Annotated in this window: 25 protein-coding genes and 1 pseudogene; 13 read left to right on the forward strand and 13 right to left on the reverse strand. The window is 69.0% G+C overall.

Annotated features, from left to right (window positions below; translation table 11 throughout):
* Both Vlu01_RS13540 and Vlu01_RS13545 read left to right on the forward strand, forming a co-directional pair.
* Nucleotides 1–637, forward strand: a 637-nt coding sequence (locus Vlu01_RS13540; RefSeq protein ID WP_239095881.1) for an LppU/SCO3897 family protein, incomplete at its 5' end; no start/stop codon positions are given.
* Nucleotides 638–771: 134 nt separating this feature from the next.
* On the forward strand, nucleotides 772–2,013 hold the full coding sequence (locus tag Vlu01_RS13545; RefSeq protein ID WP_203998629.1) for an ATP-binding protein: 1,242 nt from the start codon (nucleotides 772–774) through the stop codon (nucleotides 2,011–2,013).
* 185 nt (nucleotides 2,014–2,198) lie between these two features.
* On the opposite strand, the gene Vlu01_RS13550 is transcribed toward Vlu01_RS13545, so the two are convergent.
* A complete protein-coding gene (locus Vlu01_RS13550) occupies nucleotides 2,199–2,393 on the reverse strand; it encodes a DUF397 domain-containing protein (RefSeq protein ID WP_203999355.1) in 195 nt (64 codons plus the stop codon).
* Nucleotides 2,390–3,121 (reverse strand): annotated as a pseudogene (locus Vlu01_RS13555) (DUF5753 domain-containing protein); the annotation flags it as partial. The gene Vlu01_RS13550 and the pseudogene Vlu01_RS13555, both read right to left, overlap by 4 nt.
* Between Vlu01_RS13555 and Vlu01_RS13560 the strand changes: the two are divergent.
* Nucleotides 3,115–3,303, forward strand: coding sequence for a hypothetical protein (locus Vlu01_RS13560; RefSeq protein ID WP_203999472.1), 189 nt, complete (start codon nucleotides 3,115–3,117; stop codon nucleotides 3,301–3,303). The pseudogene Vlu01_RS13555 and the gene Vlu01_RS13560 overlap by 7 nt on opposite strands.
* A gap of 48 nt (nucleotides 3,304–3,351) precedes the next feature.
* On the opposite strand, the gene Vlu01_RS13565 is transcribed toward Vlu01_RS13560, so the two are convergent.
* Complete coding sequence (locus tag Vlu01_RS13565; protein ID WP_203998631.1) at nucleotides 3,352–3,897, reverse strand: GNAT family N-acetyltransferase; 546 nt, start codon at nucleotides 3,895–3,897, stop codon at nucleotides 3,352–3,354.
* A 137-nt stretch (nucleotides 3,898–4,034) separates the two neighbouring features.
* On the opposite strand from Vlu01_RS13565, the gene Vlu01_RS13570 reads away from it, so the two are divergent.
* Both Vlu01_RS13570 and Vlu01_RS13575 read left to right on the forward strand, forming a co-directional pair.
* Nucleotides 4,035–4,580, forward strand: coding sequence for a DoxX family protein (locus Vlu01_RS13570; RefSeq protein WP_203998633.1), 546 nt, complete (start codon nucleotides 4,035–4,037; stop codon nucleotides 4,578–4,580).
* 205 nt (nucleotides 4,581–4,785) lie between these two features.
* A complete protein-coding gene (locus tag Vlu01_RS13575; RefSeq protein ID WP_203998635.1) occupies nucleotides 4,786–6,228 on the forward strand; it encodes a glycosyltransferase 87 family protein in 1,443 nt (480 codons plus the stop codon).
* 4 nt (nucleotides 6,229–6,232) lie between these two features.
* Here the strand turns inward: Vlu01_RS13575 and Vlu01_RS13580 are convergent, their stop codons facing one another.
* The 5 genes from Vlu01_RS13580 to Vlu01_RS13600 form a co-directional block, all read right to left on the reverse strand.
* Complete coding sequence (locus Vlu01_RS13580; protein WP_203998637.1) at nucleotides 6,233–6,652, reverse strand: molybdenum cofactor biosynthesis protein MoaE; 420 nt, start codon at nucleotides 6,650–6,652, stop codon at nucleotides 6,233–6,235.
* Nucleotides 6,646–7,902 carry a molybdopterin molybdotransferase MoeA gene (locus tag Vlu01_RS13585; RefSeq protein WP_203998639.1) on the reverse strand — a complete coding sequence of 419 codons (1,257 nt, stop codon included), beginning with the start codon at nucleotides 7,900–7,902 and terminating at the stop codon, nucleotides 6,646–6,648. Before Vlu01_RS13585 ends, Vlu01_RS13580 begins: the two co-directional genes overlap by 7 nt.
* 9 nt (nucleotides 7,903–7,911) lie before the next feature.
* Complete coding sequence (locus tag Vlu01_RS13590) at nucleotides 7,912–8,394, reverse strand: MogA/MoaB family molybdenum cofactor biosynthesis protein (protein ID WP_203998641.1); 483 nt, start codon at nucleotides 8,392–8,394, stop codon at nucleotides 7,912–7,914.
* Nucleotides 8,391–8,882: a cyclic pyranopterin monophosphate synthase MoaC gene (gene moaC, locus Vlu01_RS13595; protein ID WP_203998644.1), complete on the reverse strand. Its 492-nt coding sequence runs from the start codon at nucleotides 8,880–8,882 to the stop codon at nucleotides 8,391–8,393. Before moaC ends, Vlu01_RS13590 begins: the two co-directional genes overlap by 4 nt.
* A 226-nt stretch (nucleotides 8,883–9,108) precedes the next feature.
* A complete protein-coding gene (locus Vlu01_RS13600) occupies nucleotides 9,109–12,141 on the reverse strand; it encodes an AfsR/SARP family transcriptional regulator (protein WP_203998647.1) in 3,033 nt (1,010 codons plus the stop codon).
* A gap of 549 nt (nucleotides 12,142–12,690) precedes the next feature.
* On the opposite strand from Vlu01_RS13600, the gene Vlu01_RS13605 reads away from it, so the two are divergent.
* The 5 genes from Vlu01_RS13605 to Vlu01_RS13625 all read left to right on the forward strand — a co-directional run bounded on the left by Vlu01_RS13605 (nucleotide 12,691) and on the right by Vlu01_RS13625 (nucleotide 18,334).
* Nucleotides 12,691–15,201 carry a putative bifunctional diguanylate cyclase/phosphodiesterase gene (locus Vlu01_RS13605; protein ID WP_203998650.1) on the forward strand — a complete coding sequence of 837 codons (2,511 nt, stop codon included), beginning with the start codon at nucleotides 12,691–12,693 and terminating at the stop codon, nucleotides 15,199–15,201.
* A gap of 13 nt (nucleotides 15,202–15,214) precedes the next feature.
* A complete protein-coding gene (locus tag Vlu01_RS13610) occupies nucleotides 15,215–16,540 on the forward strand; it encodes a glycosyltransferase 87 family protein (protein WP_373307379.1) in 1,326 nt (441 codons plus the stop codon).
* Nucleotides 16,537–17,169 carry a phosphoribosyltransferase gene (locus tag Vlu01_RS13615; RefSeq protein ID WP_203998653.1) on the forward strand — a complete coding sequence of 211 codons (633 nt, stop codon included), beginning with the start codon at nucleotides 16,537–16,539 and terminating at the stop codon, nucleotides 17,167–17,169. The genes Vlu01_RS13610 and Vlu01_RS13615 overlap by 4 nt, the downstream gene beginning before the upstream one ends.
* 19 nt (nucleotides 17,170–17,188) lie before the next feature.
* A complete protein-coding gene (locus tag Vlu01_RS13620; RefSeq protein ID WP_203998656.1) occupies nucleotides 17,189–17,593 on the forward strand; it encodes a TFIIB-type zinc ribbon-containing protein in 405 nt (134 codons plus the stop codon).
* A gap of 69 nt (nucleotides 17,594–17,662) precedes the next feature.
* A complete protein-coding gene (locus Vlu01_RS13625) occupies nucleotides 17,663–18,334 on the forward strand; it encodes a maleylpyruvate isomerase N-terminal domain-containing protein (RefSeq protein WP_203998659.1) in 672 nt (223 codons plus the stop codon).
* A gap of 24 nt (nucleotides 18,335–18,358) precedes the next feature.
* On the opposite strand, the gene dnaB is transcribed toward Vlu01_RS13625, so the two are convergent.
* Nucleotides 18,359–19,768, reverse strand: coding sequence for a replicative DNA helicase (gene dnaB / locus Vlu01_RS13630; protein WP_203998662.1), 1,410 nt, complete (start codon nucleotides 19,766–19,768; stop codon nucleotides 18,359–18,361).
* 391 nt (nucleotides 19,769–20,159) lie between these two features.
* On the opposite strand from dnaB, the gene Vlu01_RS13635 reads away from it, so the two are divergent.
* Nucleotides 20,160–21,809 (forward strand): chromosomal replication initiator protein DnaA, encoded by a 1,650-nt coding sequence (locus tag Vlu01_RS13635; protein WP_203998665.1) that lies wholly within the window; start codon nucleotides 20,160–20,162, stop codon nucleotides 21,807–21,809.
* Between the two features lie 76 nt (nucleotides 21,810–21,885).
* Here Vlu01_RS13635 and rplI read toward each other — a convergent pair whose 3' ends face one another.
* The 4 genes from rplI to rpsF all read right to left on the reverse strand — a co-directional run bounded on the left by rplI (nucleotide 21,886) and on the right by rpsF (nucleotide 23,525).
* A complete protein-coding gene (gene rplI / locus Vlu01_RS13640) occupies nucleotides 21,886–22,332 on the reverse strand; it encodes a 50S ribosomal protein L9 (protein WP_203998667.1) in 447 nt (148 codons plus the stop codon).
* A 13-nt stretch (nucleotides 22,333–22,345) separates the two neighbouring features.
* Entirely contained in the window at nucleotides 22,346–22,585 is a 240-nt protein-coding gene (gene rpsR / locus Vlu01_RS13645) for a 30S ribosomal protein S18 (RefSeq protein ID WP_007073789.1), read from the reverse strand.
* Nucleotides 22,586–22,626: 41 nt separating this feature from the next.
* A complete protein-coding gene (locus tag Vlu01_RS13650; RefSeq protein ID WP_093409371.1) occupies nucleotides 22,627–23,136 on the reverse strand; it encodes a single-stranded DNA-binding protein in 510 nt (169 codons plus the stop codon).
* Nucleotides 23,137–23,234: 98 nt separating this feature from the next.
* Nucleotides 23,235–23,525, reverse strand: coding sequence for a 30S ribosomal protein S6 (rpsF, locus tag Vlu01_RS13655; protein WP_089004747.1), 291 nt, complete (start codon nucleotides 23,523–23,525; stop codon nucleotides 23,235–23,237).
* Nucleotides 23,526–24,032: 507 nt separating this feature from the next.
* Here rpsF and Vlu01_RS13660 point away from each other — a divergent pair.
* Together Vlu01_RS13660 and Vlu01_RS13665 are read left to right on the forward strand one after the other, a co-directional pair.
* Complete coding sequence (locus tag Vlu01_RS13660; protein WP_203998669.1) at nucleotides 24,033–24,824, forward strand: deoxyribonuclease IV; 792 nt, start codon at nucleotides 24,033–24,035, stop codon at nucleotides 24,822–24,824.
* Nucleotides 24,821–26,929 carry a DUF2339 domain-containing protein gene (locus tag Vlu01_RS13665; RefSeq protein WP_203998671.1) on the forward strand — a complete coding sequence of 703 codons (2,109 nt, stop codon included), beginning with the start codon at nucleotides 24,821–24,823 and terminating at the stop codon, nucleotides 26,927–26,929. Before Vlu01_RS13660 ends, Vlu01_RS13665 begins: the two co-directional genes overlap by 4 nt.
* The last annotated feature ends 56 nt before the right edge of the window (nucleotides 26,930–26,985 follow it).

The following is a 26,985-nucleotide window of genomic DNA, read 5'->3' on the forward strand; positions in this document are numbered from 1 at the left end:
TCAGGGCTACGGGTCCGGTCAGGGCTACGAAACTGGCCGGCGCTACGGCGAGTCCTACGACCCCGGCGGCGGTAGGTACCACGCGACCGGACCGGGACCGGCCCCGCAGGCACCGGACGCCTGGACGCAGTCCGTCCGCGAGGACGATGCAGAGACCGGGTACGCCGGCACACCCACACCCCCGCCGGAGCGCCGGCGCGGCCGGATGCTCGTCGTCGTGGCGGCCGTGCTGGTGCTGGTGCTTGGCGGTGCGACCGCGTTCTATCTGGTCGGGCAGGACGACGAGACACCCACCCCGGTGGCCGCACCGACCGAGGAGGTGGTGCCCGCGCCGGACGGAGAGGACGAGGAGACTCCGCCCGACGAGCCGACCTCCGTGTCCTCCGCCGACCCTCGCTTCGTGCAGGCGGGGCAGTGTGTACGCAATGACGCAACAGCTGGCGGCAAGCCCAAGCTGGTACTGAGCGACTGTGCACCGAGGTCGTACGAGGTGCTGCGACGCTTCGACGGCAAGACCAGCGGCGAGCGGGACGCCGAGAAGAAGTGTGCTGCGGTGGACGGCTACACCAACTGGTACTTCTACGACAGTGAGCTGGACTCCCTCGACTTCGTGCTCTGCCTCAAGCAACGCGACTGACGACCGATTCCCAAAACTAGTGCTGTCTAGCGTCCAAGCTAGACAGCACTAGTTTTTGGTCGAGGGCAACACGCCGATGCCACCGTCTATCCATATCTAGCCTCTTCTCTAGACAGCCCGATACTCTGCGATGCGTGGATCCGGTCCGCAACCCGTACGCCCCAGGCGCCGGCCAGCGTCCGCCCGAACTCGCCGGGCGGGGGCGGGAGCTGGACGTCTTCGACATCGTGCTGGAACGCATCGCGCGGGGCCGACCGGAACGCAGCCTGATGCTCACCGGGCTGCGCGGCGTCGGCAAGACCGTCCTGCTGAACACGCTGCGCTCCCAGGCGATCAACCGGCTCTGGGGCAGCGGCAAGATCGAGGCCCGACCGGATCAGTCGTTGCGCCGACCGATCGCCGCCGCCCTGCACATGGCCGTCCGGGAGTTGGCACCGAGGCACCGGGCACCGGAGCGGATCGACGCCTTCCTCGGGGTGCTCAAGGCCTTCGCCCAACGTGGCGCTCCGACCGGTCAGGGCAGGTCCGCGCCGAAACTGCGCGACCGTTGGCAACCCGGGATCGACGTGCCGGCGGCCAGCGGCCGGGCCGACTCCGGTGACATCGAGATCGACCTGGTCGAGTTGCTCACCGACGCCGCCTCGGTGGCCAGCGACGTCGGCACGGGCGTCGCCATCTTCATCGACGAGATGCAGGATCTCGGGCCGGAGGACGTCTCCGCGCTCTGCGCCGCCTGCCACGAACTCTCGCAGCTCGGCGCGCCGCTGATCGTGGTCGGTGCCGGCCTGCCGCACCTCCCAGCGGTGCTGAGCGCGGCCAAGTCGTACTCCGAACGACTGTTCCGCTACCAGCGCATCGACCGTCTCGACCGGATCGCCGCCGACCACGCACTCTGCGCGCCGGCCGAGCGGGAGGATGTCGAGTACGAGGCGAAAGCCCTCGACCTGCTCTACGAAAAGTCCGGCGGTTATCCGTACTTCGTGCAGGCGTACGGGAAGGCCACCTGGGACCACGCTCCCCGGTCACCGATCACCCCGGCCGACGTACGCGTGGCCGCGCCGGAGGCCGAGGCGGAGTTGGCTGTCGGCTTCTTCGGCTCCCGCTTCGAGCGGGCCACTCCCGCCGAGCGGGAGTATATGCGGGCGATGGCGACGCTCTCGCTGGTCGAAGGGGAGACTGACGGCGGCGGTCGGGACGACATGGATGCGGCTGTACCGACCGCTGAGATCGCCCGAGCGCTCGGCCGTAAGCCCGCCAGCCTCTCCCCAGCCCGGGATGCGTTGATCAAGAAGGGTCTGATCTACTCCGGGGAACGCGGCACGGTCGCCTTCACCGTCCCGCACTTCGGCCGCTACCTGCGCACCCAACCCGCCTGAACGAGATCGTCAACGCTCGGGGCGCTTGTGGCACCACAGCAACTCCGGCCCCGGCGTGTCGGACAGCTGCGCTGCCACAGACCCGACTGCCGGCACGGCCCGGCCGGCGGCAGGGATCGTGTGCAGTCGCTCTTGGACTGCGAGAAGCCCTCGGCCGGTGGCCGAGGGCTTTCCTGTGAGGTGCGTCAGGCGGTCGGGCGGGCTGCCTTCGCCAGCTCGACGAAGCCGCGCCACGCCGCCGGCTGGAAGCTGAGCGTGCCGCCGTCACGGTCCTTGGTGTCCCGGACGAGAATGGCACCGGGGAGGTTGTCGGCGACCTCGACGCAGTCACCGCCGTTGTTGCCGCTCTTGCTGCTCTTGCGCCACTGCGCGCCGGTCATGTCCATGCTGCTGCCGCTTCCCTGATGAGGTCCAGGGACTGCGTCCGTGACAGCGCCTCACCACGGATGCGTTCCCACCTGCGACCCAGGGTAGCAATTTCCGCAGCCTGATCGATGATCTGTGATTCTGCCTGGCTGTCGACGTGACCGAGCACGCTGCCGTCGTCCAGCTCGGCGAGGGTGAAGGGCCCGCCCAGACCGGGATACATCCCGACCGACGCGGGCACGACATGGATCGCCGTGGTGGGCTGCGCGCCGCACGCCGCCAGGTGCTCGCACTGCTCACGCATCAGCGCCCGGTCCCCGTAGGCGGACCGGCGCAGCACCAGCTCGTCCAGCACCACGACCAGCATCGGCGGGTTCTCCCGCCGCAGGATGGCCTGCCGCTGGAGGCGCGCCTCCACCAGCCGCCCGACGTCGTCATTGGTCAGCGTCTCCCCGGCCAGCGTCGCCCGTGCGTACGCCTCCGTCTGGAGCAGGCCCGGCACCCACGCCAGCTGGAAAGCGCGCAGCGCCACCGCCTCGCGCTCGATGTCCACCCAGCGCCGGAACCACGCCGGCTCGCGCCGCTTGAGGACGTCCGGCCACAGCTCGGTCACCTCGCGACCGAGCACCTCGGCGACCCGCCGACGGGTCTGCGGACGCGGAATGCGTCCATGGCTTGCCCACCGGGCGGCGGTCTTCGGGTCGACGCCGACCTGTGCCGCAAGGGTGTCGGCGGGTGATCCGCGAGCTGATCGATCGACACCCGCCGCACGGCTGGACGTGGATCGACTGCTACCAGCTCGACCGGCACGGGGACGCGATCGCGAAGCGACAGTTGTTCGTGATGCCGGCGAGGCTCCGCCCGGTGCACGTCCCACCGGTCCCGTACGCCGCACGACGCACCCCGGCGAGGGGTGCCCGGTGAGCCGTCCGCACGCGGCACACCCGTACCGTCCGGCGCGTGCCGGCCAGGTCAGACCCGCGACCAGGGCGGCGGAAAGACCACCTCGCCCTGCGGCGGTGGTGGCTCGCCGCTGGTCGCCGGTGGCAGCACCAGTGCCTGCCACGGCTCACCGAGGCCGGACCACGGGCTGGTCAGGCCCAACTGGTCCGCCCGACTGAAACCGAAGCGTCGGTAGTAGGCCGGGGCGCCGAGCACCACCACCAGCCGCTCGCCGAGTTCGGTCGCCGCCTCCAGAGCGGCCTGCACCACGGACGTGCCGAGCCCGATCCGCTGCCGGTGCGGTGCCACCGCCACCGGGCCCATCGCCAACGCCGGTGTGGTGGCCGTGACCGACTTGACCCGCACCCGGGTGAGCAGGGCGCAACCGACGATCTCACCGCCGTACTCGGCCACCATCGCCAGCTCCGGCAACCACGCGTCGCTGCCACGCAGCTCGTCGACGAGGCGTACCTCCGGCGGGACGGCCACGTCGGGCCGGGCGAAGGCTGCGGCCAGCACCCGGCGGATCGCGCCGGTGTCGGCCGGGTCCTCGGGTCGCAACCGCAGGGTCGTCACGCGGCGTAGGGTACCCCGGAAGGCACGTCCATCCGAGACGGTCTTCGAACCCGGCGCGGCCTGACGCGACCACCCGATCGATCGACATACCCCGTTGCGGGGCGTAGCAGCGCCGGAGACAGGGTATGACTGTATTCATGACGCCCGTACGATCCCTCGCCCGCGCCATGCTGAGCGGCATCTTCGTGATCAGCGGCGCCCGCAACTTCGCCAACCCCGGCCGCCTGGTGCCCGCCGCGAAGCCCGTCACCGATCGGGTGACGCCGTGGCTGGAGCGGGCGCATCCGCGGATCCCCACGGAAACTGAGACCCTGATCCAGGCCAACGGGGCCGTGCAGGTAGGTGCCGGGCTGATGCTGGCCACCGGGCGGTTCAGCCGGCCAGCGGCCCTGGTGCTGGCCGGCACGCTGATTCCGGTCACCCTCGCCGGACACCCCTTCTGGCGCAACGACGACCCGGCCACGAAGCACAACAACCAGATCCACTTCCTGAAGAACCTCGGTCTCTTCGGTGGGTTGCTGCTCGCCGCCGCCGACACGGAGGGTAAGCCCGGGCTGCGCTGGCGAGCCGGTCACCGGATCGGCCACTCCCGACGGTCGGTACGCCGTGCCGTCCGGACCGCCCGCCGGGAGGCCCGGATCGCCGTACGGTCTGCCGCCACCGCTCGGCGACTCCCCGGCTGAGCTGCGTTTCGCCCGTCCTCCACCCCCACCAAGGCCGCGAATCACCTGAACCGCCCGGTAGGCGTTAACGCGGTGGAAATGTCAAAAGAATGTGTGGGATCGGACACGGTCGCATAACGCGGGAGGCACTGACGTGAGGCGCCGTTCTAGGCTCCGTACCGGACCTGGACGGGTAGGACGACCTTGGTACGGGGGTGGCCACGCCATGCCGACGATCGTCGGTAAAGGGCTGGATCGCCTCGCCACAGTCCGTCGCGTAACGCGTGGGATCGATCGTAGGACAGTCGTACGGACCGGCATCGTCGCCGCTGTCGCCTACGCCGCATGGCTTGCCATCGGCACTTTCGGGCGTCCGTACAACTTCTTCGACATGAAGATCTACCACGGCGCGGTGGTCTGGTGGGCGAGCGGTCATGAGCTGTACGAGTTCGTCGCGCCCGACACAACCCTCGGCTTCACCTACCCGCCGTTCGCCGGGCTGGCCATGCTCCCCATGGCGCACCTACCGGTGACCCTGGCAGGCATGGTCAATGCCGTGGTCAGCATCGCCGCGCTGGCCGTGGTGCTGGCCGCGCTGCTGCGCCCGATCGTGGACCGGTTGGGCTGGCCACTGTGGTACACGGTGGCCATCGCCACGCCGCTCGCCGTCGCCATCGAGCCCACCCGGGAAACGCTCGGCTACGGCCAGGTCAACCTGCTGCTGTTCGCGCTGATCCTGGCCGACCTGATCGCCCTGCGCTGGCGGTCACGTCGCGGCACCCACCAGGCCGAGGAGGACGGTCCGCTGCTGCGGTTCGTCTACGGTGGTGCCTGGGCCGGTGTGGGCATCGGCCTGGCCACCGCCGTCAAGTTGACCCCAGCCCTGTTCATCTTCTACCTGATGATCACTCGACAGTGGCGGGTGGCCGCTACCGCCATCGGCACCGCTGTCGCAGTGACGATCGGCAGCTTCGGCATCGTCGGGGCGGAGTCCCGCGACTACTTCGGCAGCGTGCTGTGGCAGACCGAGCGGGTGGGTGCCGCCGACATGACACCCAACCAGTCTCTGGCCGGCCTGCTGGCCCGGCTCTACGACTCGATCGAGACCCCGGGCCTGCTCTGGCTCGCCTTCTCGGTGCTGGTGCTGGCGCTCGGCCTGTCCCGGGCGTCCAACGCCCACGCCGACGGCGACGAGCTGACCGCATTCACGCTGGTGGGCCTGACCGCCAACGTGATCAGCCCGATCTCCTGGACGCACCACCTCGTCTGGGTCATCCCGGCGATCATCGTCCTCGGTGACGCCGCGATCCGCAGGCATGACGCCAGCCGGGGGCCGGTGGGGCGCGCCACGTCAGGGGCGTACGGCGGGCCGCCCGGAGTGTCCACACTCCGCTCGCCGATCTGGTACCCGACCCTGACCGGGTTCCGCCACGGCATCGCCGCCATCGGCCTCTACCTGCTCTTTCTCATCTCCCCGATCTGGCCGTACGAACACCAGCTGCCGGAGGTCTCCCACTACCAGGACGGCCTGTTCGGCGCGTTGATGGAGAACTCCCTGGCGCTGGCGCTGATCGTGCTGGTGGCCGCACTGCCCTGGCGGCCCGGCGCGGAGCCCGCCTTCCACACCGACCGGGCGGCACGCGCCGCGATGCTGCACGGACGGCGGTAGACGGTCAGGGGCAGTTGACCCACTCCTCGGTGCCGTCGGCGAAGACCTGCCGCTTCCAGATCGGCAACCGGGCCTTCGCCTCGTCCACCAGGCGGGCGCAGGCAGCGAACGCGGCGGCCCGGTGGGCGGTGCTGACCGCCGCCGCCAGGGCCACGTCGCCGATGGCCAGTGGACCGACCCGGTGTGACACCGCCACGGCGTACACGTCGGGATCGGCGGCGATCTCGGCGGCGACCTCCTGAAGCACCTTCTCGGCGTTCGGGTGGCCTTCGTACTCCAGGCTGACCACCGACCGTCCGTGGTCGTGATCGCGCACCACTCCGGCGAACGAGACCACCGCGCCGGCCCGACGGTCGGCGACCGCCGCTTCGTGGGCAGCCAGATCCAGTGGCTGGTCGGTGACGTTGCTGATGACGGTCACCATGCTCGCTCCCCAGGTAGCAGCGGCAACGGCACGATCGGGACCCGGTCACCGACCGAACCGGTGGTACCGGGACTGATCACCGCGAAGCCGTCCGCGTTGGCGAGCCCACGCAGCATGGCCGAGCCGACGTGCCGAACCGGGTGGGCCGTCCCGGCGACCCGGTCGAGTCGGACCAGCGCCAGGTGAGTGTGGTCGCCACGACCGGCAACCGGCTCGGCGAGGACGGCGTGCGGAAGCACTGGCAGTGGCCGACCGGCAAGCCCGGCGAGCAGCGGGGCAACCAGCGACACCAACGCGATGATGGCGGACTGCGGATTGCCGGGCAGCCCGGCCACGAACCGGACCTGCCCGTCGGGGCCGACCGTCCGGGCCAGCAGCATCGGAAAGCCGGGACGCACCGCGACCGTGTTGACCACGTAGTCGGCGTCCAACGCTGCGAGCGCCGGGTGCAGATGGTCGACCGGGCCGTGCATGGTGCCACCCGTGGTGCAGACCAGATCGGCCTCGTCCAGGGCGGCACGCAGCGCGGCCACGTGGGCGGGCAGCGTGTCAGCGACGGGGCCGACGACGTCGTCCGGATCGATCCGGCAGCCGTAACGGCGCAACCAACCGGGAACCGCAGGGCCCAGCGCGTCGCGCACCCGCCCGGCGCCGGGCGGACCCGCCGTGAGCAGTTCGTCGCCGAAAATCAGCAACGCGGCGCGCGGCTGCCGGCGTACCCGCAGGTTGTCGTGACCGCAGGAGGCGGCCAGACCGATCACCGCAGGGTCGACAAGTGTCCCGACCGGCAGCAGTTCCTCACCAGCGGTGGCCTCCTCGCCGGGCAGTCGCCACTCCGGCGTGGCGCGGGGCTCGCCGTCGACCAACCCCTCAGGGGTACGCCTCGACTCCTCCACCCGAAGCACCGCCGAGGCACCCGCCGGCACCATCGCCCCGGTGGCGATCTCGACCGTCGTACCGTCCTCGGTCAACGGGGCTGCCGTACCACCCGCGAGGACCCGCCCGACGACTCGCCAAGGGCCGGCGCCACGCACCGCCCAGCCGTCCACGCTCGACGTCGGAAACGCCGGCAGGTCGGTCCGGGGCGTGAGCGGGTCGGCGAGGGTGTGCCCATCGGTCTGGGCGAGTGGACGCTCGACGGGGGGCAGCGCGGCAGCAAGGCCAGCCGCGTGCACCTGGTTGCGCGCCTGCGCCCAGTCGGCCGGTGGTGGCGCGGAGACCTCGTCGGTGGAGGTGGTTTCCGTTCTCACTGGCCGAGCCTAACCGGCCGGCGGATGGTCGCCGCCGCGCAACTGGTCGACGGTGTGGGCGAGGATCGGCCCCAGCACGGCGAGGCCGTCCCGCGCCCCGCCGGTCGAGCCGGGCAGGTTGACTACCAGCGTGCGGCCGGCGACGCCGGCCGTTCCACGCGACAGCGCGGCGGTGGGTACCTTGTCGCGGCTGTGTGCGCGGATCGCCTCGGCGATGCCGGGAATCTCGTAGTCGAGCAGAGGTCGAGTCACATCGGGAGTGCGATCGGTCGGGGTGATCCCGGTGCCACCACTGGTCAGGACCACGTCGACGCCGTCCGCCACCGCCATCGAGATCGCCTGGCCGACCGGGTCGCCGTCCGGCACGACCACTGGTTCGTCGACCGTGCAGCCCAACTCGCGCAGGCCGGCGACCAGGAGCGGGCCGCTGGTGTCGGCGTAGACACCGGCGGCGGCCCGGGTTGAGGCCACCACCACCCGGGCGCGAATCACGGCCGGTCCTCAGGGCGCTCCCAGAGACCGGTCTTGCCGCCCTCCTTGCGTAGCACCCGGACCGCGTCGACGCTGGCCGCCGGATCAACCGCCTTGACCATGTCGACCAGGGCCAACCCGGCGACGGCGACAGCGGTCAGGGCCTCCATCTCCACCCCGGTGCGGTCGGCGGTGCGGGCGGTGGCGGTGATCTCGACAGTGTCGGCGGTCAGTGCCAAATCGACGGTGACGCCGTGCAGGGCGATCGGGTGACACAGCGGAATCAGGTCGGGAGTCCGCTTGGCACCCATGATTCCGGCCAGTCGCCCGACAGCCAGGGCATCGCCCTTGGGCAGGCCATCCCCGCGGAGCAGGTCGATCACCTCGCGAGTGGTCCGCAGCCGACCGGCGGCCATCGCCGCACGACCGGTGACCTGTTTGGCGGAGACATCGACCATGCGGGCCGCGCCGGTGGTGTCGACGTGGGTGAGCTGGGCGGGTTCGGTCACGTCGTGAGCCTATCCCCGCGCTGCGACAATCCGGCGCTCGGAAGGAGCGGCGCGGGGACGCCGCTCCTTCCTCACCAGCCTGCCTCGGGTTGCTGGGGTAGACCCCGCGGCAGGAGTCGCGACGAGATCCGGCAGCTGTCGAATCTCCCCCCGTCGGCGAACATCCGGGAGGCTAACGACCTCGGCGATAAGAAATCGATAAGGACGAGAACGGCCGGGTCCGTCATCAACGGATCGATGTGCTCTGCCTGAGTGCGACGAGTCGGCTCTGGATCTCGAACCGCTCCGGTGCGCCGGTCGACTCCATGAGCGCCATGGCTCGCTCCAGGTGTCGCCGAGCGTCGGCCGGGTTCTCGCGTAACAGGTGCTCGGCGAGCCCAGCCAGCGCCCTGGCCTGCTCGTAGCGGTTGTCGATTCGGACCGCCAGGTGAAGCGCCCGTTGGTGAGCCTGCACGGCGCCGTCCGTGTCGCCGCCGGCCGCCAGCGTGAGGCCGAACTCATTCAACGCGTTACATTCCGCCTGCCGTTCGGCTGAGTGGGCCGTGAGTTCCAGCGCCAATTCGTGCTGCCGGCGGGCGTCCGAGAGCAGACCCATACCGCGATACGCCATGCCCATGACGTTGCGCGCATCGGCCTCGCCGTAGCGGTGACCAGTCTCGGAATAAAGGATCATGGCGGATCGCAGCAACCGCAGCGCCGGACCGTGCTCTCCCAAGCGCACCCGCGCGGCGGCGATGTGGCTCAACGCATTGGCGATCTGGTAACGGTCCCCTTCAACCCGGGCCCAAAGCAAATGTAGGCGGTGCACCCGCAGGGCCTCCTTGTAGCGACCCAACCAGGTGAGGGCGATACCGGCGTTCGGCAGGTGTATCCGAACCCGACTTATCAGCCGCAGCGGAAGGTTAGTCAGTGCTGACGTAGCAAGATCCGCGGACTCCTGAAAGTCACCCGCCATGCAGTAGACCACGCTTAGGTTTCCGACAATCCTGGTGATGTCTGCGTGCCGACCCCCCGCCTCGGCCTCCGCCAAGGCAACTTTCAAACACTGAACCGCCCGGTGCTGCGATCCGGTCTTGATCAATGCCGAAGCGAGGTAGTTGTTCATGATGCCCACAGCGCGGCTGTTTCCCGATTGCTCTGCGGCGGACAGCCCCAATGCGTGCGTACGATGAATATCCTCGAAGTAGCCACGCACATAATAGAAGCGCCACAGGACGCGAGCCATTTTCCAGGTGTAATCATGAAATCCGCACTTCGCAGCCAGTTCGATGAAGAGGTTGAGATTGCCCCGCTCCCGCTCCACCCAGTCGATGTCCACCGTCTCAGGTCCGGGTAGGAGATCGGGTCGCTCTGGCAGCACGTCGCCAAGGTCGTCGTAAATGTCGACGAGGCTGTTCAATGGCTTCATGGCTATGATCGACAGGTGCATGACCTGGTCGAGGAGACTGGCGAGCGCGACCGCTCTCGCATCTTCCGAATCTGTCTGCAAACATTTATCACGGGAATATTGCCGGACCAGGTCATGCATCCGGTAGCGACCGTTCTCCGACTCTTCAACCAGGTGCCGGTCGACCAAATCATCGAGGATGTGGACGGCTTTCGCGCAAGACAATCCAGTCATCGCGGCTACCATGGTCAAGCCGTAGTAACCGGCGTGAAGGCCCAGTAGCCGGAATACTCGCTTGCTCGCCTCGTTCAGCGGTTCATACGAGGCGTCAAACGCCGAAGCGACGCTTCGGTCGCCCGTACCGATATTGGCAAGCGCCAACTCTGTGACGGCCAAGCGGGCTGACAGGTCGGCCAGTCGCCAGGTGTGTCGGTTGGCCAAGCGTGAACCGACCAACCGGATCGCCAGTGGCAGGTAACCACAGCGTCGGGCTATCTCGGCGGCCGATTCAGGTTCTGCCTGTACCCGCTCCAGACCGGCACTGACAGCGAGCAGCCGGACACCCTCTTCCGGTGACAGCACGGACAGCGACTCTGGCGGGCCCACATCGAGATCGAGCATTCGTCGCCGGGAGGTGATCAACACCACCGAGGAGGCGGTAACTGGCAGTAACGGAGTCACCTGAGCGCTGTCCGCCGCGTTGTCCAGGACGACGATTGCCCGACGAGTGGACAGTTCTCTCCGCCACAGCCCTCGGCGCTCCTCCAGCTCGAGCGGGATTCGGGCGGCCGGAACTCCCGTCTGGCGAAGGAGTTCCACAAGCGCGGTGGCCGGTTCCACCAGGCCGGCATCCGCGTGTCCCCGGAGATCGATGAAGAACTGACCATCGGGATACGACCCCCTCAGGCAACGGGCGACGTGCACCGCGAGTGTCGTCTTGCCGCTCCCGGCCATCCCGTCGATCACGTGAACCACTGGTGCCGAGCCGTCAGCGGCCCTGGTCTTGTCGACCATCCGCTGGACGACGTCGTCCCGCCCTACGAAGTCAGGCACCGGCCGAGGCAGCCAGTCCCACTGACTTCGGTCCGCCGCCCGGAGTGCAGTTGAAGCAAGGCCGGCGTCGTCCCTCAGGTCCGTCTTCCGCCGGGCGAGCCTGTCGGCTCCCGCAGCATCGGAACCAGTCAACTTCTGATACAGGTGCCTCAGCTCAACGCTTGGCTCGACACCGAGTTCATCACGAATGACACGAGAAGCAGCCCGATAGACCGAGATCCCACCGGCATGGTCGCCGCGTTGGCCCATGGCGCGCATCAGCAACAGGACAGCCTGCTCCCGCATCGGGTGGTGAGCGACTACCCTGCGCAGTAGGGGAATCACCGCGTCGGGCTGACCTGCTTTGATGTCGACGTCGGCGAGGAACTCGACCGCCAACAGGTATCGCTCCTCAGCTGCCGCCGCGTGTGCGGCTAGAGCCGGCCCTACCGGTAGACCAGCGAACGGTGGCCCACCCCATAGCGAGATGGCCTGCGCCAGTAGCGAGCGCGCTTGATTGGGCTGGCCGCCGGACCGGGTCAGGCGTGCTTCCTCAACTCGATCGAGGAAGCTGAACAGGTCCACCTCATCCCGCCGCACGTCCAGGCGATACCCGCTACCCTGCCGTACGAGCACCCGCCGGTCCGGTTCGATCCTGTCGAACGTGCGCCGCAAATTTGCCGCGTATGTCCGGACGTTCGGCACTGCGGAGCGCGGTGGGTCGTCCGGCCAGATCTCGTCAATGAGTTGCTCTATCGCGACCACGCGGCCGGGCCGAGCCGCGAGCGCCGCTAAGAGTATTTGCTGTTTGGGCGTTCCGAGAATGACAGGTGACGCCATAGAGAACACTTGAAGACCGCCGAGCACCCTAATCTTCAATGTGCTGCGGGCTCCTCGGGCCACAACGGGACTATTCATATGATCACACCCAACACGCAGCGACTTGCCGGCGCGCAGATAGATCGCCGACCCAACTCGAAGCAGCGGGCGCACCAACCTTGACTGTGTGCGGATCGCCGGTACGTGGTGGCCGTTGACCCATCACACTGGCGGGTAGCAGGATCTTCTTTGCGCGAAACTCACCGAGAACAGCCTATACGTAACTCCCGATCGAACGCTCTGCATGGACATCATAGACAGAACGTGACGAATCAGGACGGTATTGGCTGATAGAGATCATAGCGACATTTAATCCCGCTAATCGCCATGTTCTCGAATTAAACTCCTCTCCATCAGACACGCGCGGTTGAACCGCCAGTCGGTATCCCGCTTTCTATCGAGTGAGGAGTAGGGCATGAAAGGCAGCGAGTGGGCCTGAGCTTCTGACAACCTCCTGTCCGGCCTTATCAAGGTAGGGTGACTCAAAGGTAAGGCGCGACCTGAGGTGTCATGACATCTTCCGGGCAAGGCGACACTGAGACCGATCGGCGGCTACGGCTGCTCGTCGGTCTCGTCGTCGTGTCTGCGGGGATCGCCATCGTCGCATCGACAAGCCTCGTTCTGACCTCCACCACACCGAGGACTCTCGACGACTTCGCAACCATCGCGACGGTCGTCTTCATGATCGCAGTGGGTATGTCGGTCAAGGCCCGGATACGCATCCGGTCAACCACCCACCAGATCAACTGGAACGAGATGGCCATCGTGATCGGAGTGGCAGTCGCTCCGACCTCCTGGGTGGTGCTGTGTACCGGCCTTGGCGTCGTGATCGCCACGTTTCGGCTGCCAGCCATCAAGTTGGCTTTCAGCGTTGGTAAGAACATCCTCGTCGCAGGGGCCGCCGGAGCGACGCTGACCCTCCTGGGCTGGTCACGGCCAGCTGACGACCTGCTCCGCATGTCGCTGACGCTGGCACTCGCCTACCTAGCCGCCGCGCTCGTGGATGATCTTCTCGCCATCCCAATCATCGCCCTCGCCACCGGAACCAGGATCACCCAGCAGTTCCGAAACAATCTCGATCTCCGCGTCGGTGGCTTTTGCGTACGTTTCGCCGTTGCCCTCTGCACCCTCCTGCTGCTCGAGATCGACACTCGTTTCCTGCTCGCCGTTCCGCCGCTCGTGCTCAGCCTGCATCTGGCTTACTCCGGCAGGATTCGGCAACGCACCGAGCAGCAGGTGTGGCAGCGGCTCGCGCAGACCACCGACGCGCTCAACGTGGTCGAGTTGGACGAGGTCCTCACCACCGCTGTCACCCGGGCGTCCGAACTCTTCTCCGCCGACGAAGTGGAGGTCGAGCTGCGCGACGCCGACCGGGTGGTACGCGGCGGCATCGAAGGAGTCACCTATGACGGGCCGGCCGACGAGCCCGCGACCGTCCAGGGCGCGGTGGTCCCCGCCCGTCTGGAAGGACACGACAAGACCGTCGACGTGGGCATGCTGCGGCTGCGCTTCCGGGGGCCGGTGAAACTCTCCGAGCGCGAGCACTACACGCTCTACACCTTCGCGTCGGCGCTCTGCACCGCCATCCGCAACGCCCAGGCGTACGCCGAACTCGCCCGGGTGGCCCGGGCCCACGCGCACGACGCGACGCACGACGCGCTGACCGGTCTGCCGAACCGACGCCACCTGCTCGACGCGGGCAACGAGCACCTGCAGCAACGACACGCCGACGGGGTGACCGCCCTGGTGCTCGTCGACCTGAACCACTTCAAGGAGATCAACGACACCCTCGGTCACACCGCCGGTGACCGGATGCTGGCGGCGGTCGCCAAACGGCTGCGCGCAGCCGCCAACGCCGAGGACCTGGTCGCCCGACTCGGTGGCGACGAGTTCGCCGTACTCCTGCGGGCTCTGCCCGCTCCGGCGGTGGCCGCCCATCGGGCCGAAACGCTGCTGGCGGCGCTGCACGAGCCGTTCGACATCGACGGCATGCGGATCAACGTGGAGGCCAGCGGCGGCATCGCCGTCGCCCCCACCACCGGTGGCATGGTCGAGCTGCTGCGCCGCGCGGACGTCGCCATGTACCAGGCCAAGCGGGCCGGGCAGCGGGTCGCCACCTACGCCTCCGCCCGGGACACCGCCGACCTGGGTCGCCTCACCCTCGGCGGCGACCTGCCCCGGGCCGTCGCCGACCACGAGTTCACCGTCAACTTCCAGCCGATCGTCGACCTCGGCACCGGAGAGGTCATTGCCGCCGAAGCGCTGGCCCGATGGCGTCACCCCACCCACGGCATGATCGACCCACTGCGTTTCCTGGAGACGGTCGAACGCTCGGGACTGCTCCCAGCCTTCGCCGACGCCATCCTCGATCAGGCCCTGATCGCCGCTGGCACCTGGCGTGACGCCGGCTTCGACGTACCCGTGGCGGTCAATGTCTCGCCGCGCAGCCTGCTCGACGCCCGGTTCTCCGGTTCGGTGCTGGCCCGCCTGGGCACCCATGACCTGCCACCCGACCGGTTGATCCTGGAACTGACCGAGACCCTCACCCTCAGTCAGCTCGACGTCGTCGATCAGGTGCTCACCCGGCTGCGCGACGCGGGTGTCCGACTCGCCCTGGACGACTTCGGCACCGGCTACTCCTCGCTCTCCCTGCTCTCCCGGATCCCGGTGCACCAACTGAAGATCGACCGGAGCTTCGTCACCGCCATGGAATCCGCCACCGAAGCCGCCGCGATCATCCGCTCCACGCTTGATCTCGGTCGCAGTCTCGACCTGGCGGTGGTGGCCGAGGGAGTGGAACGGGAGGCGCAGCGACACGCGCTATGGGAACTGGGCTGCACTGCCGGCCAGGGTCATCTCTTCGCCCGCCCGCTGCCCGCCGGAACGCTGCTCGCCGCCCTCCAGCGCGGCACCGGAGGCCGGACCGGCTGCCTGGCGGTCCCCCTGCACGACGCTGGCGCGGTGGTCCGGCTACCGCAGGGACGCCGACAGGGCGGCCGGGGCCGCCACCAGCCGGCCTGACACACTTGCCCGGGTGACTACCACCACCCCGATCCGCCACCGTCCGGGGTGGTGGCACCGAATGGACACCGCCGCCGGAGGTTTCGCTCTCGACCTCGGCCTCTACACCGTCTCCGCCGCCTTTGCCGCAGTCACCGCGGCCACCTCCACCCTCCTGCCGCATCGCGCCTGGGGCGGCATCGCCGCACTCGGCTACCTCGGCGCGGCGTTCGTGACGCTCGGTCAACTCCTGCTGCGGCGACACTTGCCCGGCTCGGCGCTGGTCGGGCTGCCTGCACGCTGGTTGGTCACCGTCCTCACCTGGGCCGCCGTCGCCCTGCTGCCCATCGTCCGGCAGAGCATGCAGCGGGCGGCGGGGCGCACCGACCGGGCTCAGGAGGAGGTGATCGTCGTCGAGGAGTCCGGGCGGCGACTGACCGAGACCGGCACGCCCTACCTGGGACCGGACGCCATCGCCGCGCTGCCGCCCGGTGAACAACTGCTCGGCTACACGCCGTACCAGCCCGGAATGGCCCTGTTCGGGCTGCCCCGCGCGGCCACCGAGGCGTGGTGGGGCGACGCCCGGGTCTGGTTCGCCGTCGGCACCGCGCTGGCGCTCATCCTCGCCGTCCGCATCCTGCGCCGGCCGGTCGGTACGGCCGCAGCGCTCGGAGACGACGCCGCCCTGCTCCGTGGGATCCAGGCCGCCACCGTCCTGCCGATCTGCGCGTTGACCCTCGCCACCGGCGGCGACGACCTGCCCGTACTCGCGCTCTGCCTGCTCGCCCTCGCGCTCGCCGCCACGGCACGACCCGGCTGGGCCGGCGTCGCCGTCGGGCTTGCCGGTGCGCTCAAACTCTTCGCCTGGCCGGTCGCCGCCGTCCTGGTCATCTGGGGTCTCTGCCGGCGGGCCGGCCTGCGGGCCGCCGCCGGTGCGATCGGCCTGCCCGCCGCAGCGCTGCTGCCCACCCTGCTGGTGGATCGGGATGCCCTGGTGGAGAACGTGCTGCGGTTTCCCCTCGGGCACGGCCTGGTCGCCAGCCCGGCACAGTCCCCGTTCCCCGGTCAGTTGATCGCGAGCACCCTGCCGGCGGGCCGGGCCGTGGCAGCGGCGCTGCTGGTCGCCGCCGCCGTGGCGATCGCCGTCCGGCTCGTCCGCCACCCGCCCCGCACCGCCCGCACGGCGGCGCTCATCTGCGGGTACGGGCTGCTCGTGGCGATCCTGCTGATGCCCACCACCCGGTTCGGTTATCTGCTCTACCCGGTGGCGTTTCTCCTCTGGGCACCCGCGCTCGACGTTTCCCGGATCCGGCAACCGGCAGGCGAAGACGGCCCGCAGGGCGTAGACCTGAGGACATGACCACCTACCGCGACCGCAGCGAGGCGGGCCGGGTGCTCGCCGACCGACTGACCGCCCTGATCGGCGAACCGGACGTCGTCGTGTTGGGCCTGGTGCGCGGCGGCGTGCCGGTGGCCAGGGTCGTCGCCGAACGCCTCGGCGCACCGCTGGACGCCCTGGTGGTCCGCAAGCTCGGCATACCGTGGGCCCCCGAGGTCGCGTTCGGCGCGCTCGGTCCGGCTGGCGTACGCGTGCTCAACGACATGGTGGCCGGGCAACTCGGCCCCGATGACATCGCAGACGTGCAGCGCCGGGAACAGGCGGAACTTGAACGGCGCGAACAGCTCTACCGAGCCGGTCGACCACCGTTGGACCTGACCGGTTGCACCGCCGTCATCGTCGACGACGGGCTGGCCACCGGAGCCACCGCCCGAGCCGCCGTGCAGGTGGCCCGCCAGCTCGGTGCCCGTCGGGTGGTGGCCGCCGTACCGGTCGGCGCGCAGGAAGCGTACGAGATGCTCGCTGACGAAGCCGACCAGGTGATCTGTGCCCAGCGCCCGCCCGCCTTCACCGCTGTCGGGGCGTACTACGACGACTTCCACGAGGTTTCCGACGACGAGGTGGTGGAGGCGCTGACCGCTACCGCGTGAGTCGACCAGGTACCGTCGGGTGATGAGCCTGACCTGTCCCAAGTGTCACGGAGAAATGCGCCAGTACGAGCGCAGTGGCGTCGTCATCGACCAGTGTGGCGAGTGCCGGGGGATCTTCCTCGACCGTGGCGAGCTGGAGAAGCTGTTCGAGGCGGAGGCCAACTGGAGCGCCCAGCAGGCCCCGCCCCCGCCCACCCCGCAGCCGGCCCAGCACGCCCAGCCGGGTGGTTACCAACCGCCACCCCCGCCGCCTGCACCTGCGCCACACCAGCCGGGCTACGGCGCCGTGCCCCCGCCGCCGCCCCCGCCGCACGGCTACCCGGCCCCGGCACCGGTCTACGGCCACAGCCAGCAGCACTACGGCTACCACGGGCACTACCGCCGGAAGAAGCGCAAGAGCTTCCTCGACGACATGTTCGGCTGAGCTGCACGACCTCTGGATGACCGGGCCGTCCGATCGGCCGGCCCGGCTCAACTGTGGGATGCTGCCGGCATGGGGGCGCGGGCTGCGCACATCGCACTTGCCAACGCGTACGACGGCATCACCACCGTCGTGACGAGCCTGAACGACGCCGACCTGCAGCGGCCGACCAGGTGTCGGGGATGGCTGGTCACGGATCTGCTCTTCCACGTCCTCTGCGACGCTCAGCGGGCACTCGTCGCGCTGGCCAGCCCCGCCGAGCCACCGGCCACCGTCGACTCGGTGAGTTACTGGCACTCGTTTCCCGGCGGTGCCGGAAGCGCTGAGCAGGCATGGTCGGGGCGTCGTCACGCCGCCGCGTTCGACAGCCCGTCCCGAGTGGTCCAGCTCTGGACCGACACCGCTCCGGCCGCCGTACGCGCCGCCGGCAACGCGGATCCGGCCGGTTTCGTCACCACTCAGGGGCAGGTGCTGCGGGTGGCCGACCTGCTGGACACCCTCACCACCGAAGCCGTGATCCACCACCTCGACCTGCTGCTGGACCTACCGGACGCGCCCTTGCCTGGCACGGCCGCGACCCGCGTGGCGACGGCCACCGTGGACGCTCTGCTCGGCGGTGCCGCCAGGTCGTCCGGCTGGAGCGACCACGATTACCTGCTCAAGGCCGCCGGGCGGCTGCCGCTGACCGACCCGGAACGATTCGATCTCGGTGCACTCGCCGACCGCTTCCCAGTGCTCGGCTGAGCCCGTCAGGCTCGGTTACGCCGGTCAGACGATCGCCATGTCGACGAAGCGTGACAGGTGCAGCTGGGCGGCGACGGTTACCGTGTCGGTCGGACCATTCCTGTGCTTCGCAACAATGAAATCCGCCTCTCCGGCACGCGGCGACTCCTTGTCGTAGTAGTCGTCACGATGCAAAAGTATGACAACGTCCGCATCCTGCTCAATCGACCCAGACTCACGCAAATCAGACAATTGTGGACGCTTGTCGGTGCGCTGCTCGGGGCCACGGTTCAGCTGGCTGACCGCGATCACCGGGCACTCGACCTCCTTGGCCAGCAGCTTGAGGCCCCGGGACAGGTCCGCGACCTCCTGCTGCCGGCTCTCGGTACGCTTCGGTGAGGTCATCAGCTGGAGATAGTCCACCACGATCAGCTTGAGGTCGTGCCGCTGCTTGAGCCGACGAGCCTTCGCACGGATCTCCATCAGGTTCATGCTCGGCGTGTCGTCGACGAACAGCGGCGCCTCGCTGATCTCACCCATGCATCGGGCCAGCTTCGTCCAGTCGTCATCGGACAGTTGCCCGCTCCGCAGCACGTGCAGGGGCACCCGGGCCTCGGCCGAGAGCAGCCGCATGACGATCTCGACCTTACTCATTTCCAGCGAGAAGATCGCCGCCGCTTGATTTGCCCGGATAGCCGCGTTTCTCGCGAAGTCCATACTGGCAGTAGACTTTCCGAGGCCAGGTCGCCCCGCCACGATGATCAACTGTCCGGCGTGCAGCCCGTTGAGCAGGCGGTCCAGGTCGGTGAACCCGGTCGGCACTCCGGTCATCACGCCACCCTGCGCACCGACCGCCTCGATCTCGTCGAGCGTCGGTTGCAGCATGTCGGCCAGGACGGCGAAGTCCTCGCTGACCCGACGCTCGGTCACGTCGTAGACGGCCTGCTGAGCCAGGTCGACGACGTCGTCCACGTCCCGACTGCCGCCGCTGGCGGTGCCGTAGCCGAGTTGGACGATCCGCGTACCGGCCTCGACCAGGCGGCGGAGCACCGCGCGTTCGCTGACGATGCGGGCGTAGTAGGCGGCGTTCGCGGCGGTCGGCACACTCGCGATCAGCGTGTGCAGATAGGGAGCGCCACCCACCCGGGCCAGGTCGCCGGAGTCGGCCAGTGCCGCCGCGACGGTGATGGCGTCGGCCGGCTCTCCTCTGCCGTAGATCTCCAGAATGGTGTCGAAGATGGTGGCGTGGATCGGCCGGTAGAAGTCGTTGGTCTTGAGGATCTCGACAACGTCGGCGATGGCGTCCTTGGAGAGGAGCATGCCGCCCAGCACGCACTGCTCCGCCGCCACGTCCTGCGGCGGAGTCTTGTCGAACTGACCGTCGCGTGGCACGTCGCCGGACTGCTGCCCGCCGCCCTGGAACGGCTCCGTCCGTCTGTCATCGGTGACCGACACCGGGCCCCCTCCACTGCGTCGGATCGGTTCCAGGCTTACCGCCCGGGTGCGACAACGTCGACCGGCTACTTCGATCGGGGGCCATCGGGTCAGCAGGTCGGTGGCAACCATACGGACTCCGAGGTCAGCCGCTCAACCGTGGCGGTGGACGAGCCTCGGGACAACCTGTGGACGCAGGTGGACAACCGTGTGCGCAGCGTGTGCACAGGGTGTGGATAACGGATGGGGAATTCTTTCCGGTATGGGCTCTGACCTGCGGCAACGTTATCCCCAGCCTGTGGAGGAAATTTCCGGGTAGGGCTTTGTCCTGAACCTCCCGTAAGATCGGTGGCCTACGGCTACACCTGGACAGCGGATTGCACTTTCGGTTGAGAAGGGTCACGCTCCGGCCGTGAGTTACCGGGACTGGGCACGCGGGGAGGACGGTCCGCGCGAGCGGCGACCGACCGCTTCGTGGGCCGAGCCCGTCGAGGATTCACGGGCCGGGCGTTACGACTCGGCGGTCGAGCGTTACCGCACTCCGAGTCGTCGACGGGCGATCGAGCGCGGCCAGGACGAGCCCGCCGAGCCCTACCTGCCACGTTGGGCGTTGGAATCGGGTGTCAGCAGCGTCGACGGTGGCGGCCGGCACGCCGCGCCGGATGAGGACGACGAGGACGACCGGCCGCGTTACGGCGACAGCGGGCGGCGAGCGGCGAGGGCTGGCCGAAGCCGACGATCCGACGACGCGGAATGGCGTGACACCTCACCCCGTGCCATCGCCCCGTCACCCGCTGCGGCACCCCAGTCCGACCACACCCGCGAGTGGACCTTCGACCGTCCGCAGGAGGACGGGTACGTCGGCAGCCGCCGGGCCGAGGAGGACGATCCGGTCTCCGGTGTGACGCCGCAGAGCAGACCACGCCGGGCGCAGTCTCGGCGACGCCAGGTGACCTGGTCCGGTCTGGAGGAGGACGAGCAGCAGTCGCCCGACTCCGAGCCGGCCGCCGACCCGGCCCCTCGACGTCGGCGGCGGGCGGTGGAGCCGGCACCCGGTCCGGCGGTGGATCCGTGGGAGCGGGCGGCGGAACCGTGGGAGCGGACGACAGAGCCCGAACCGCGACGCCCTGCGGTGGATCCATGGGACGCCTCCGGTCTGCACGCCTGGCAGCAGCCCGCCGGGCTGGACCGTCGGATCGAGTCCGGCCCGACCGATCCGTGGGACGCCGACAGTACGAGCCAGTGGCTTCAGTCGTCCGCGACGGACCAGTGGCTGGAGCCGGACAGCACCGGCCAGTGGGACCGTGATCCCGAGGTGGACCGACGGGAGCGGCAGCGGGACCACAACCGGTGGGACGACTACTCCGAGCCGGACCGTTGGGATCGTACGGAGCCGCCCCGGTCGGGTGGCGCACCCGGTGCGCAGCAGTGGTCGTTGAGCGCTCGACCTGGGCCGGAGCCACCACAGGAGACCTTCTGGCCGGGTACCCGGTTGGCCGGTGACGATCCTCGTTGGGTGGATGCATCGGCGTCGGCGCCCCGGTCGCCGGTGGTGGGTTACACGGCACCTCGTCCCCGCCCGGCACCACGGCGTCGTGCCCCGGCGGTCCCGCAGGCCCGGCCGGTCGGTATCGCGGCGGTGCGACGGCGCATCGAGTCGGTGGGTAACGCCAGTTGGAACCGTCGGCTGGAAGACGACCTGCTCGACCCCGATCCGGGTGGATCCTGGCTGCCGCTGCTCTACACCGCGGCCTGCTACGTCCTACCGGCGGTCGTGGTCTTCGTCTGGTTGCTGACCCTGGACGGAACGCCACCGGTGGGCTGCGTGACCGACATCAGTGGCGGTGGCTGCGAATCGCCGCGGGCCCGTGCGTTCGGTGCGCTGGCGGGCGGCCTGCCACGCTTCGGGCTGGCCCTGGCCAGCAGCCTGGCGATCGCGATGCTCCTGCGCCGGGTCGGTACGACCTGGCGTCCGACCACGGTGGCGCTCGCCGCCGCTGTGGTGGGTGGCGGTCTCTCGACTGTGATGATCAGTGCGGTGACCGGTCAGCCGATCGGCTGACCGGGAACCCGTACAACGGCACGACACAGGCCCGCACCGTGACCGGTGCGAGCCTGTGTCGTTCGTCGGTTGGGACTCAGCCCTGCACGACGTTGAGGTTGAACGAGGCGGTCACCTCGGGGTGCAGCTTGATCCGCACGGGGTGCGATCCGATCGACTTGATGTGGCCGCGGACCTCAAGCCGCCGCCGGTCGAGAACCGGACCGCCGGCCGCCTTGACGGCGTCGACGATCTCGGCCGGGGTGACCGAGCCGAAGAGCCGGCCGCCGTCACCGGCACGGGCCTTCAGGTTGACCTTGAGGGCCTCGAGCTGGGCCTTCACCTCGTTGGCGTGATCCAGGTCCCGGATCTCGCGGGCCGAGCGGGCCCGCTTGATGAGGGTGACCTGCTTCTCCGCGCCCTTGGTCCAGGCGATCGCGAAGCCCTGCGGGAGCAGGTAGTTACGGCCGTAGCCGTCCTTGACCTCCACGATGTCGCCCGGGGCACCGAGCCCGGACACCTCCTGAGTCAGGATGATCTTCATATCGGTGCCTTTCTCAGCGGGCCGTCGCGGTGTACGGCAGGAGCGCCATCTCACGGGCGTTCTTGACCGCACGAGCGATCTGCCGCTGCTGCTGCGAGGTCACGCCGGTCACCCGCCGAGCGCGGATCTTGCCGCGGTCGGAGATGAACTTGCGCAGCAGCGCGGTGTCCTTGTAATCGATGTAGGTGATCCCGTCCTTGTCGAGCGGGTTCACCTTCTTCTTCGGCTTGCGCAGTGCCGCAGCCTTCGCCATTGCTCTTGCTCCTGGTTTACGATCACGGGCGCTCGGCGCCATTAGAACGGAGGCTCCTCGTCGAAGTTGCCGCCACCCGAACGAGAGGGGGCTGGCGCGGCTGAGGCCCAGGGGTCGTCGAAGTTGCCTCCGCCGCCCTGGCCGCCACCGCCACCACTACCGAAGCCGCCGCCACCGCCGCCGGACCGGGACATCTTCTGCACCTTCGCCGTGGCGTAGCGCAGTGACGGGCCGATCTCGTCGACCTCCAGCTCGATGACGGTGCGCTTCTCACCCTCGCGGGTCTCGTAGGACCGCTGACGCAGCCGACCCGAGACGATCACGCGAGCACCGCGCTGAAGCGACTCCGCCACGTGCTCCGCAGCCTGCCGCCAGACGGTGCACGAAAGGAACAGCGGCTCGCCGTCCTTCCACTCGCCGGATGCCTTGTCCATGAACCGGGGCGTCGAGGCGACCCGGAACTTGGCGACCGCGGCACCGGAGGGGGTGAACCGCAACTCGGGGTCATCGGTCAGGTTGCCGATGACCGTGATGGTGGTGTCTCCTGCCATGACCAACTCCTCGCGCGCTCATCCGTTCCGCCATACAGGTTCGCAGAACCCTCTGACAGTGACAGTGAGGCTGATCCGGGTGGGGCCGGGTGGGTTTGCTAGCGCATCTCCGGCCGGATGACCTTCGTACGCAGCACGGACTCGTTGAGCCGCAGCTGGCGGTCCAGCTCGGCCACCGCCTCCGGCGTCGCCTGGAGGTCGATGACGGCGTAGATGCCCTCGGCCTTCTTGTTGATCTCGTAGGCGAGGCGCCGGCGGCCCCACACATCGGTCTTCTCCACCGAGCCACCCGCAGTCCTGATCACATTCAGGTACGTGTCGAGCGACGGGGCGACGGTGCGCTCCTCGAGGCTGGGGTCGAGGATCACCATGATCTCGTAATGACGCAAGACGTGCTCACCTCCTGTGGGCTAAGCGGCCACGGTCCTTCCGTGGCAGGAGGTCGTGCGTCGTGGCCGTTCCGGTACCGGGGGAACCCGGCCGGGGACGGACAACCGGACCAGGATACCCGGCCCGGACGATCACCATCACCGAGGTGACGAGCACAGCGAACCGGGGGTCCGACCGACGTCGCTGTCGGTCGCACCCCCGGTCACGGGGCCGCGGGGCGTCTGGTCCGCATTCCTTGGGTGGGACCTGGGGAGGAACGACCACACCGATGAGGTTGGACCGGAGACGCCCCGCGGAGCTTTATCACGTTGTTACCTGACGTTATCGTGGAAGTTGGCGCTTACGGGGGCAAATCCTGGAATTACCGACAAATTCCTTGCCTGACTCCGGCCGAGTCACCTTGACCGGAGGATCCATTGACCTCAACGACTCCCGTCGGTGCCGGTGACGCGGCCGGAGAGCGGGCGTCGCCCCGACGGTCGGGGGCGGGACGTAGGCTCGCCTGCATGCGTATCGGAGCCCACGTCGATCCGACCGACCCGCTGGCGGAGGCGACCGCCCGAGCGGCAGACGCCGTGCAGTTCTTTCTCTCCGACCCCCAAGGATGGAAGGCGCCGCAGCCCCGTGCCGACGCCGAGGCGTTGAGTAGCGCCGATGTCGACATCTACGTGCACGCGCCGTACGTCATCAACGTCGCGACAGGCAACAACCGCATCCGGATTCCCAGCCGCAAGCTGCTGCTGGCGCACGCGAAAGCGGCCACGGCCATCGGCGCTAAGGGCCTGGTGGTACACGGCGGGCACGTCAACGCCGGTGACGACCTGGCAGCCGGGTTCGACAACTGGCGCAAGGCACTGTCGTACGCGGCCGAGTCAGGCGGCTTCGGCCTTCCGGTGCTGATCGAGAACACCGCCGGTGGCGAGAACGCCTGCGCCCGACGGCTGGATGCGCTCGCCCGACTCTGGGACGCCGTCGGTGGCCAGGAGGTCGGTTTCTGCCTGGACACCTGTCACGCTCATGCTGGCGGAGAGGAACTGCTCGGCCTGGTCGATCGGGTGAAGGCGATCACCGGGCGGATCGACCTGGTGCACGCCAACAACTCCAAGGACGGCTTCGGGTCCGGTCGGGACCGGCACGACAACCTGTCGGGCGGGACCATCGATCCTGACCTCGTGGTCGCGGTGATCCGCGCGGCGGGCGCACCGGTCATCGTCGAGACGCCCGGTGGCGTCGAGGGACAGGGCAACGACATCGCCTTCCTGCGCGGGCAACTCGACGGGGAGACCGGGGCACGATGACCACGGACCAGTCCGCCGCCGGTGGTTCCAGGCCGACCTCGCGCGACGGTCGGCCGAACGACGATGCCCCCGGCGGCCGGGCGGCCACGGCCGACGCCGCGAACAAGGACGCCCCGGGGGATGACAAGGCCGCGAGCAAGGACGCCCCGGGGGATGACAAGGCCGCGGACAAGGACAAGGCCGGCGACGCAGCCAAGCCCTCGGACACCGACAAGGCCGCTGGTGACGAGACCTCCGGTAAGGACGACAAGGCGACCGGTAAGGCTGGCGGCGACACGACCGGCAAGGACAACAACGGCAAACCGGCCGGCACCCCGGCGGAGGAAGGCAAGCCGGATCGTTGGTCCGCCTTCGGGCCCGCACCCGAGCCGGTCCCCACCTGGTACGGGCGGCTGGGCCGGTGGTTCGGCCGGTTACTGATCCACGAGTGGACGCTGGCCGCCGTCGGGTCACTGGCGTTGGCCGTGCTGCTGACCTGGCCGACGTTGCGCTACCCGGCACACACGCTGCCGCAGGACTACTGGGACCCTAGCCTCCAGGCGTGGCAGATGGCCTGGTCCGGGCACATCCTGCTGACGGACCCGGCCCAGCTGTGGCACTCCAACGCGTTCTTCCCCGAACGGTGGAGCTTCGCCTTCTCCGACACCCTGCTCGGGTACGCGCCGGCCGGCATGATCGGCAACGGCCCCGAGGCCGCCCTCGTGCGCTACAACATCATGTTCGTGCTGGCGCACGCCCTCGCCACCTTCGGCGCGTACGTGCTGGCCCGGCAGCTCGGCGCGAGCCGGATCGGTTCCGCGGTGGCCGGTGTCGCCTACACCTACGCGCCGTGGCTGCTCTCCCAGGCCGGTCATTTGCACGTGGTCTCCAACGGCGGCATTCCGCTGGCGCTGGCCATGCTGGCGCGGGGGCACGGCTGGTCGCTCCGGCACGGCTACCGACCCGAGCGTCGGCACGAGGGCTGGGTGTACGCCGGTTGGCTGGTGGCCGCCTGGCAGTTGAGCCTCGGCTTCGGCATCGGCCTGCCGTTCGCGTACGTGCTCGCCGTCACCGTGCTGGTCGCGGCCGCCATCTGGTACGCGAAACGGATCTTCTGGCGGCTCAAGCGCCCCTTCGGCCAGCGGTTGTTCGTCGCGGACCTGATCGGCGGGCTGATCTTCGCCGGAGTGGGTGTCCTGATGGCCATCCCGTACTTCACCGTCACGCAACTGCACCCGAACGCGGAACGGACGATCGACGACATCGCCGTTTTCTCGCCACCCGCGACCGGTTTCCTCACCGCTCCGGCCGAGTCCCGCCTCTGGGGCGAGCTGCACGAAGGTGCTCGATCGCTCCTGCCGTGGCATCCGGAGATGACGTTGCTGCCCGGCTTCGTGCTGTACGCGCTGGCCGTCGGCGGGTTGTTCTTCTCCATCTGGAGGGTCCGCCAACGGCTCCTGCTGCTCGCCGGAGTGCTGGTCGCGATGGCCCTGTCGATGGGCACCGAACTGTTCGACGGCCGCTTCACCTACGTACCCCTCTTCGACCACCTGCCCGGATGGAACGGCATCCGGACGCCCGGCCGGTTGATGTTGTGGGCCACGTTGCTGCTCGGGCTGCTGGCGGCGGGGGCGGTCAGCGCGTTCGCCGAGCGGGTCCGGGAGATCTCCGCCGAGCGGATTCCCTCCTGGCCGAGCCCGTGGCTGCGCCTGGCGACCCTGATACCGCTGGCGCTGGTCATCGCCGAGGGCACCAACACCACACCGCACCCGGTGGTGCCGAGGCAGCCGGCGGCGATGCGTTCGGTCGACGGCCCGCTGCTCGTCCTGCCCAGCGGTCAGAACCATGACCAGCCGGTGATGCTCTGGTCGACCACCCGGTTCCAGGACATCGTCAACGGCGGCAGCGGTTTCACCCCGCGTCAGCTGCGAGACGTACGCCGCGTCGCCATGACGTTCCCCGATCAGACCAGCGTCGACTACCTGCGCACGCTCGGCGTGCAGAACGTCCTGGTGCTGCGCAACAAGATCGACGGCACCCCGTGGGAGGTCAGCGTCGACGCACCTGTCGACGGGCTGGGCATCACCCGTGAGGAGATCGACTCGGTCGTGGTGTTTCGTCTCTGAGGCGTTCGGTGGCTGGGGTTGGGGTTTGCGGGGGAGCACACCCGGCTCCGGGCGGT

This window comes from Micromonospora lutea, assembly GCF_016863535.1.
Lineage (GTDB): Bacteria > Actinomycetota > Actinomycetes > Mycobacteriales > Micromonosporaceae > Micromonospora > Micromonospora lutea.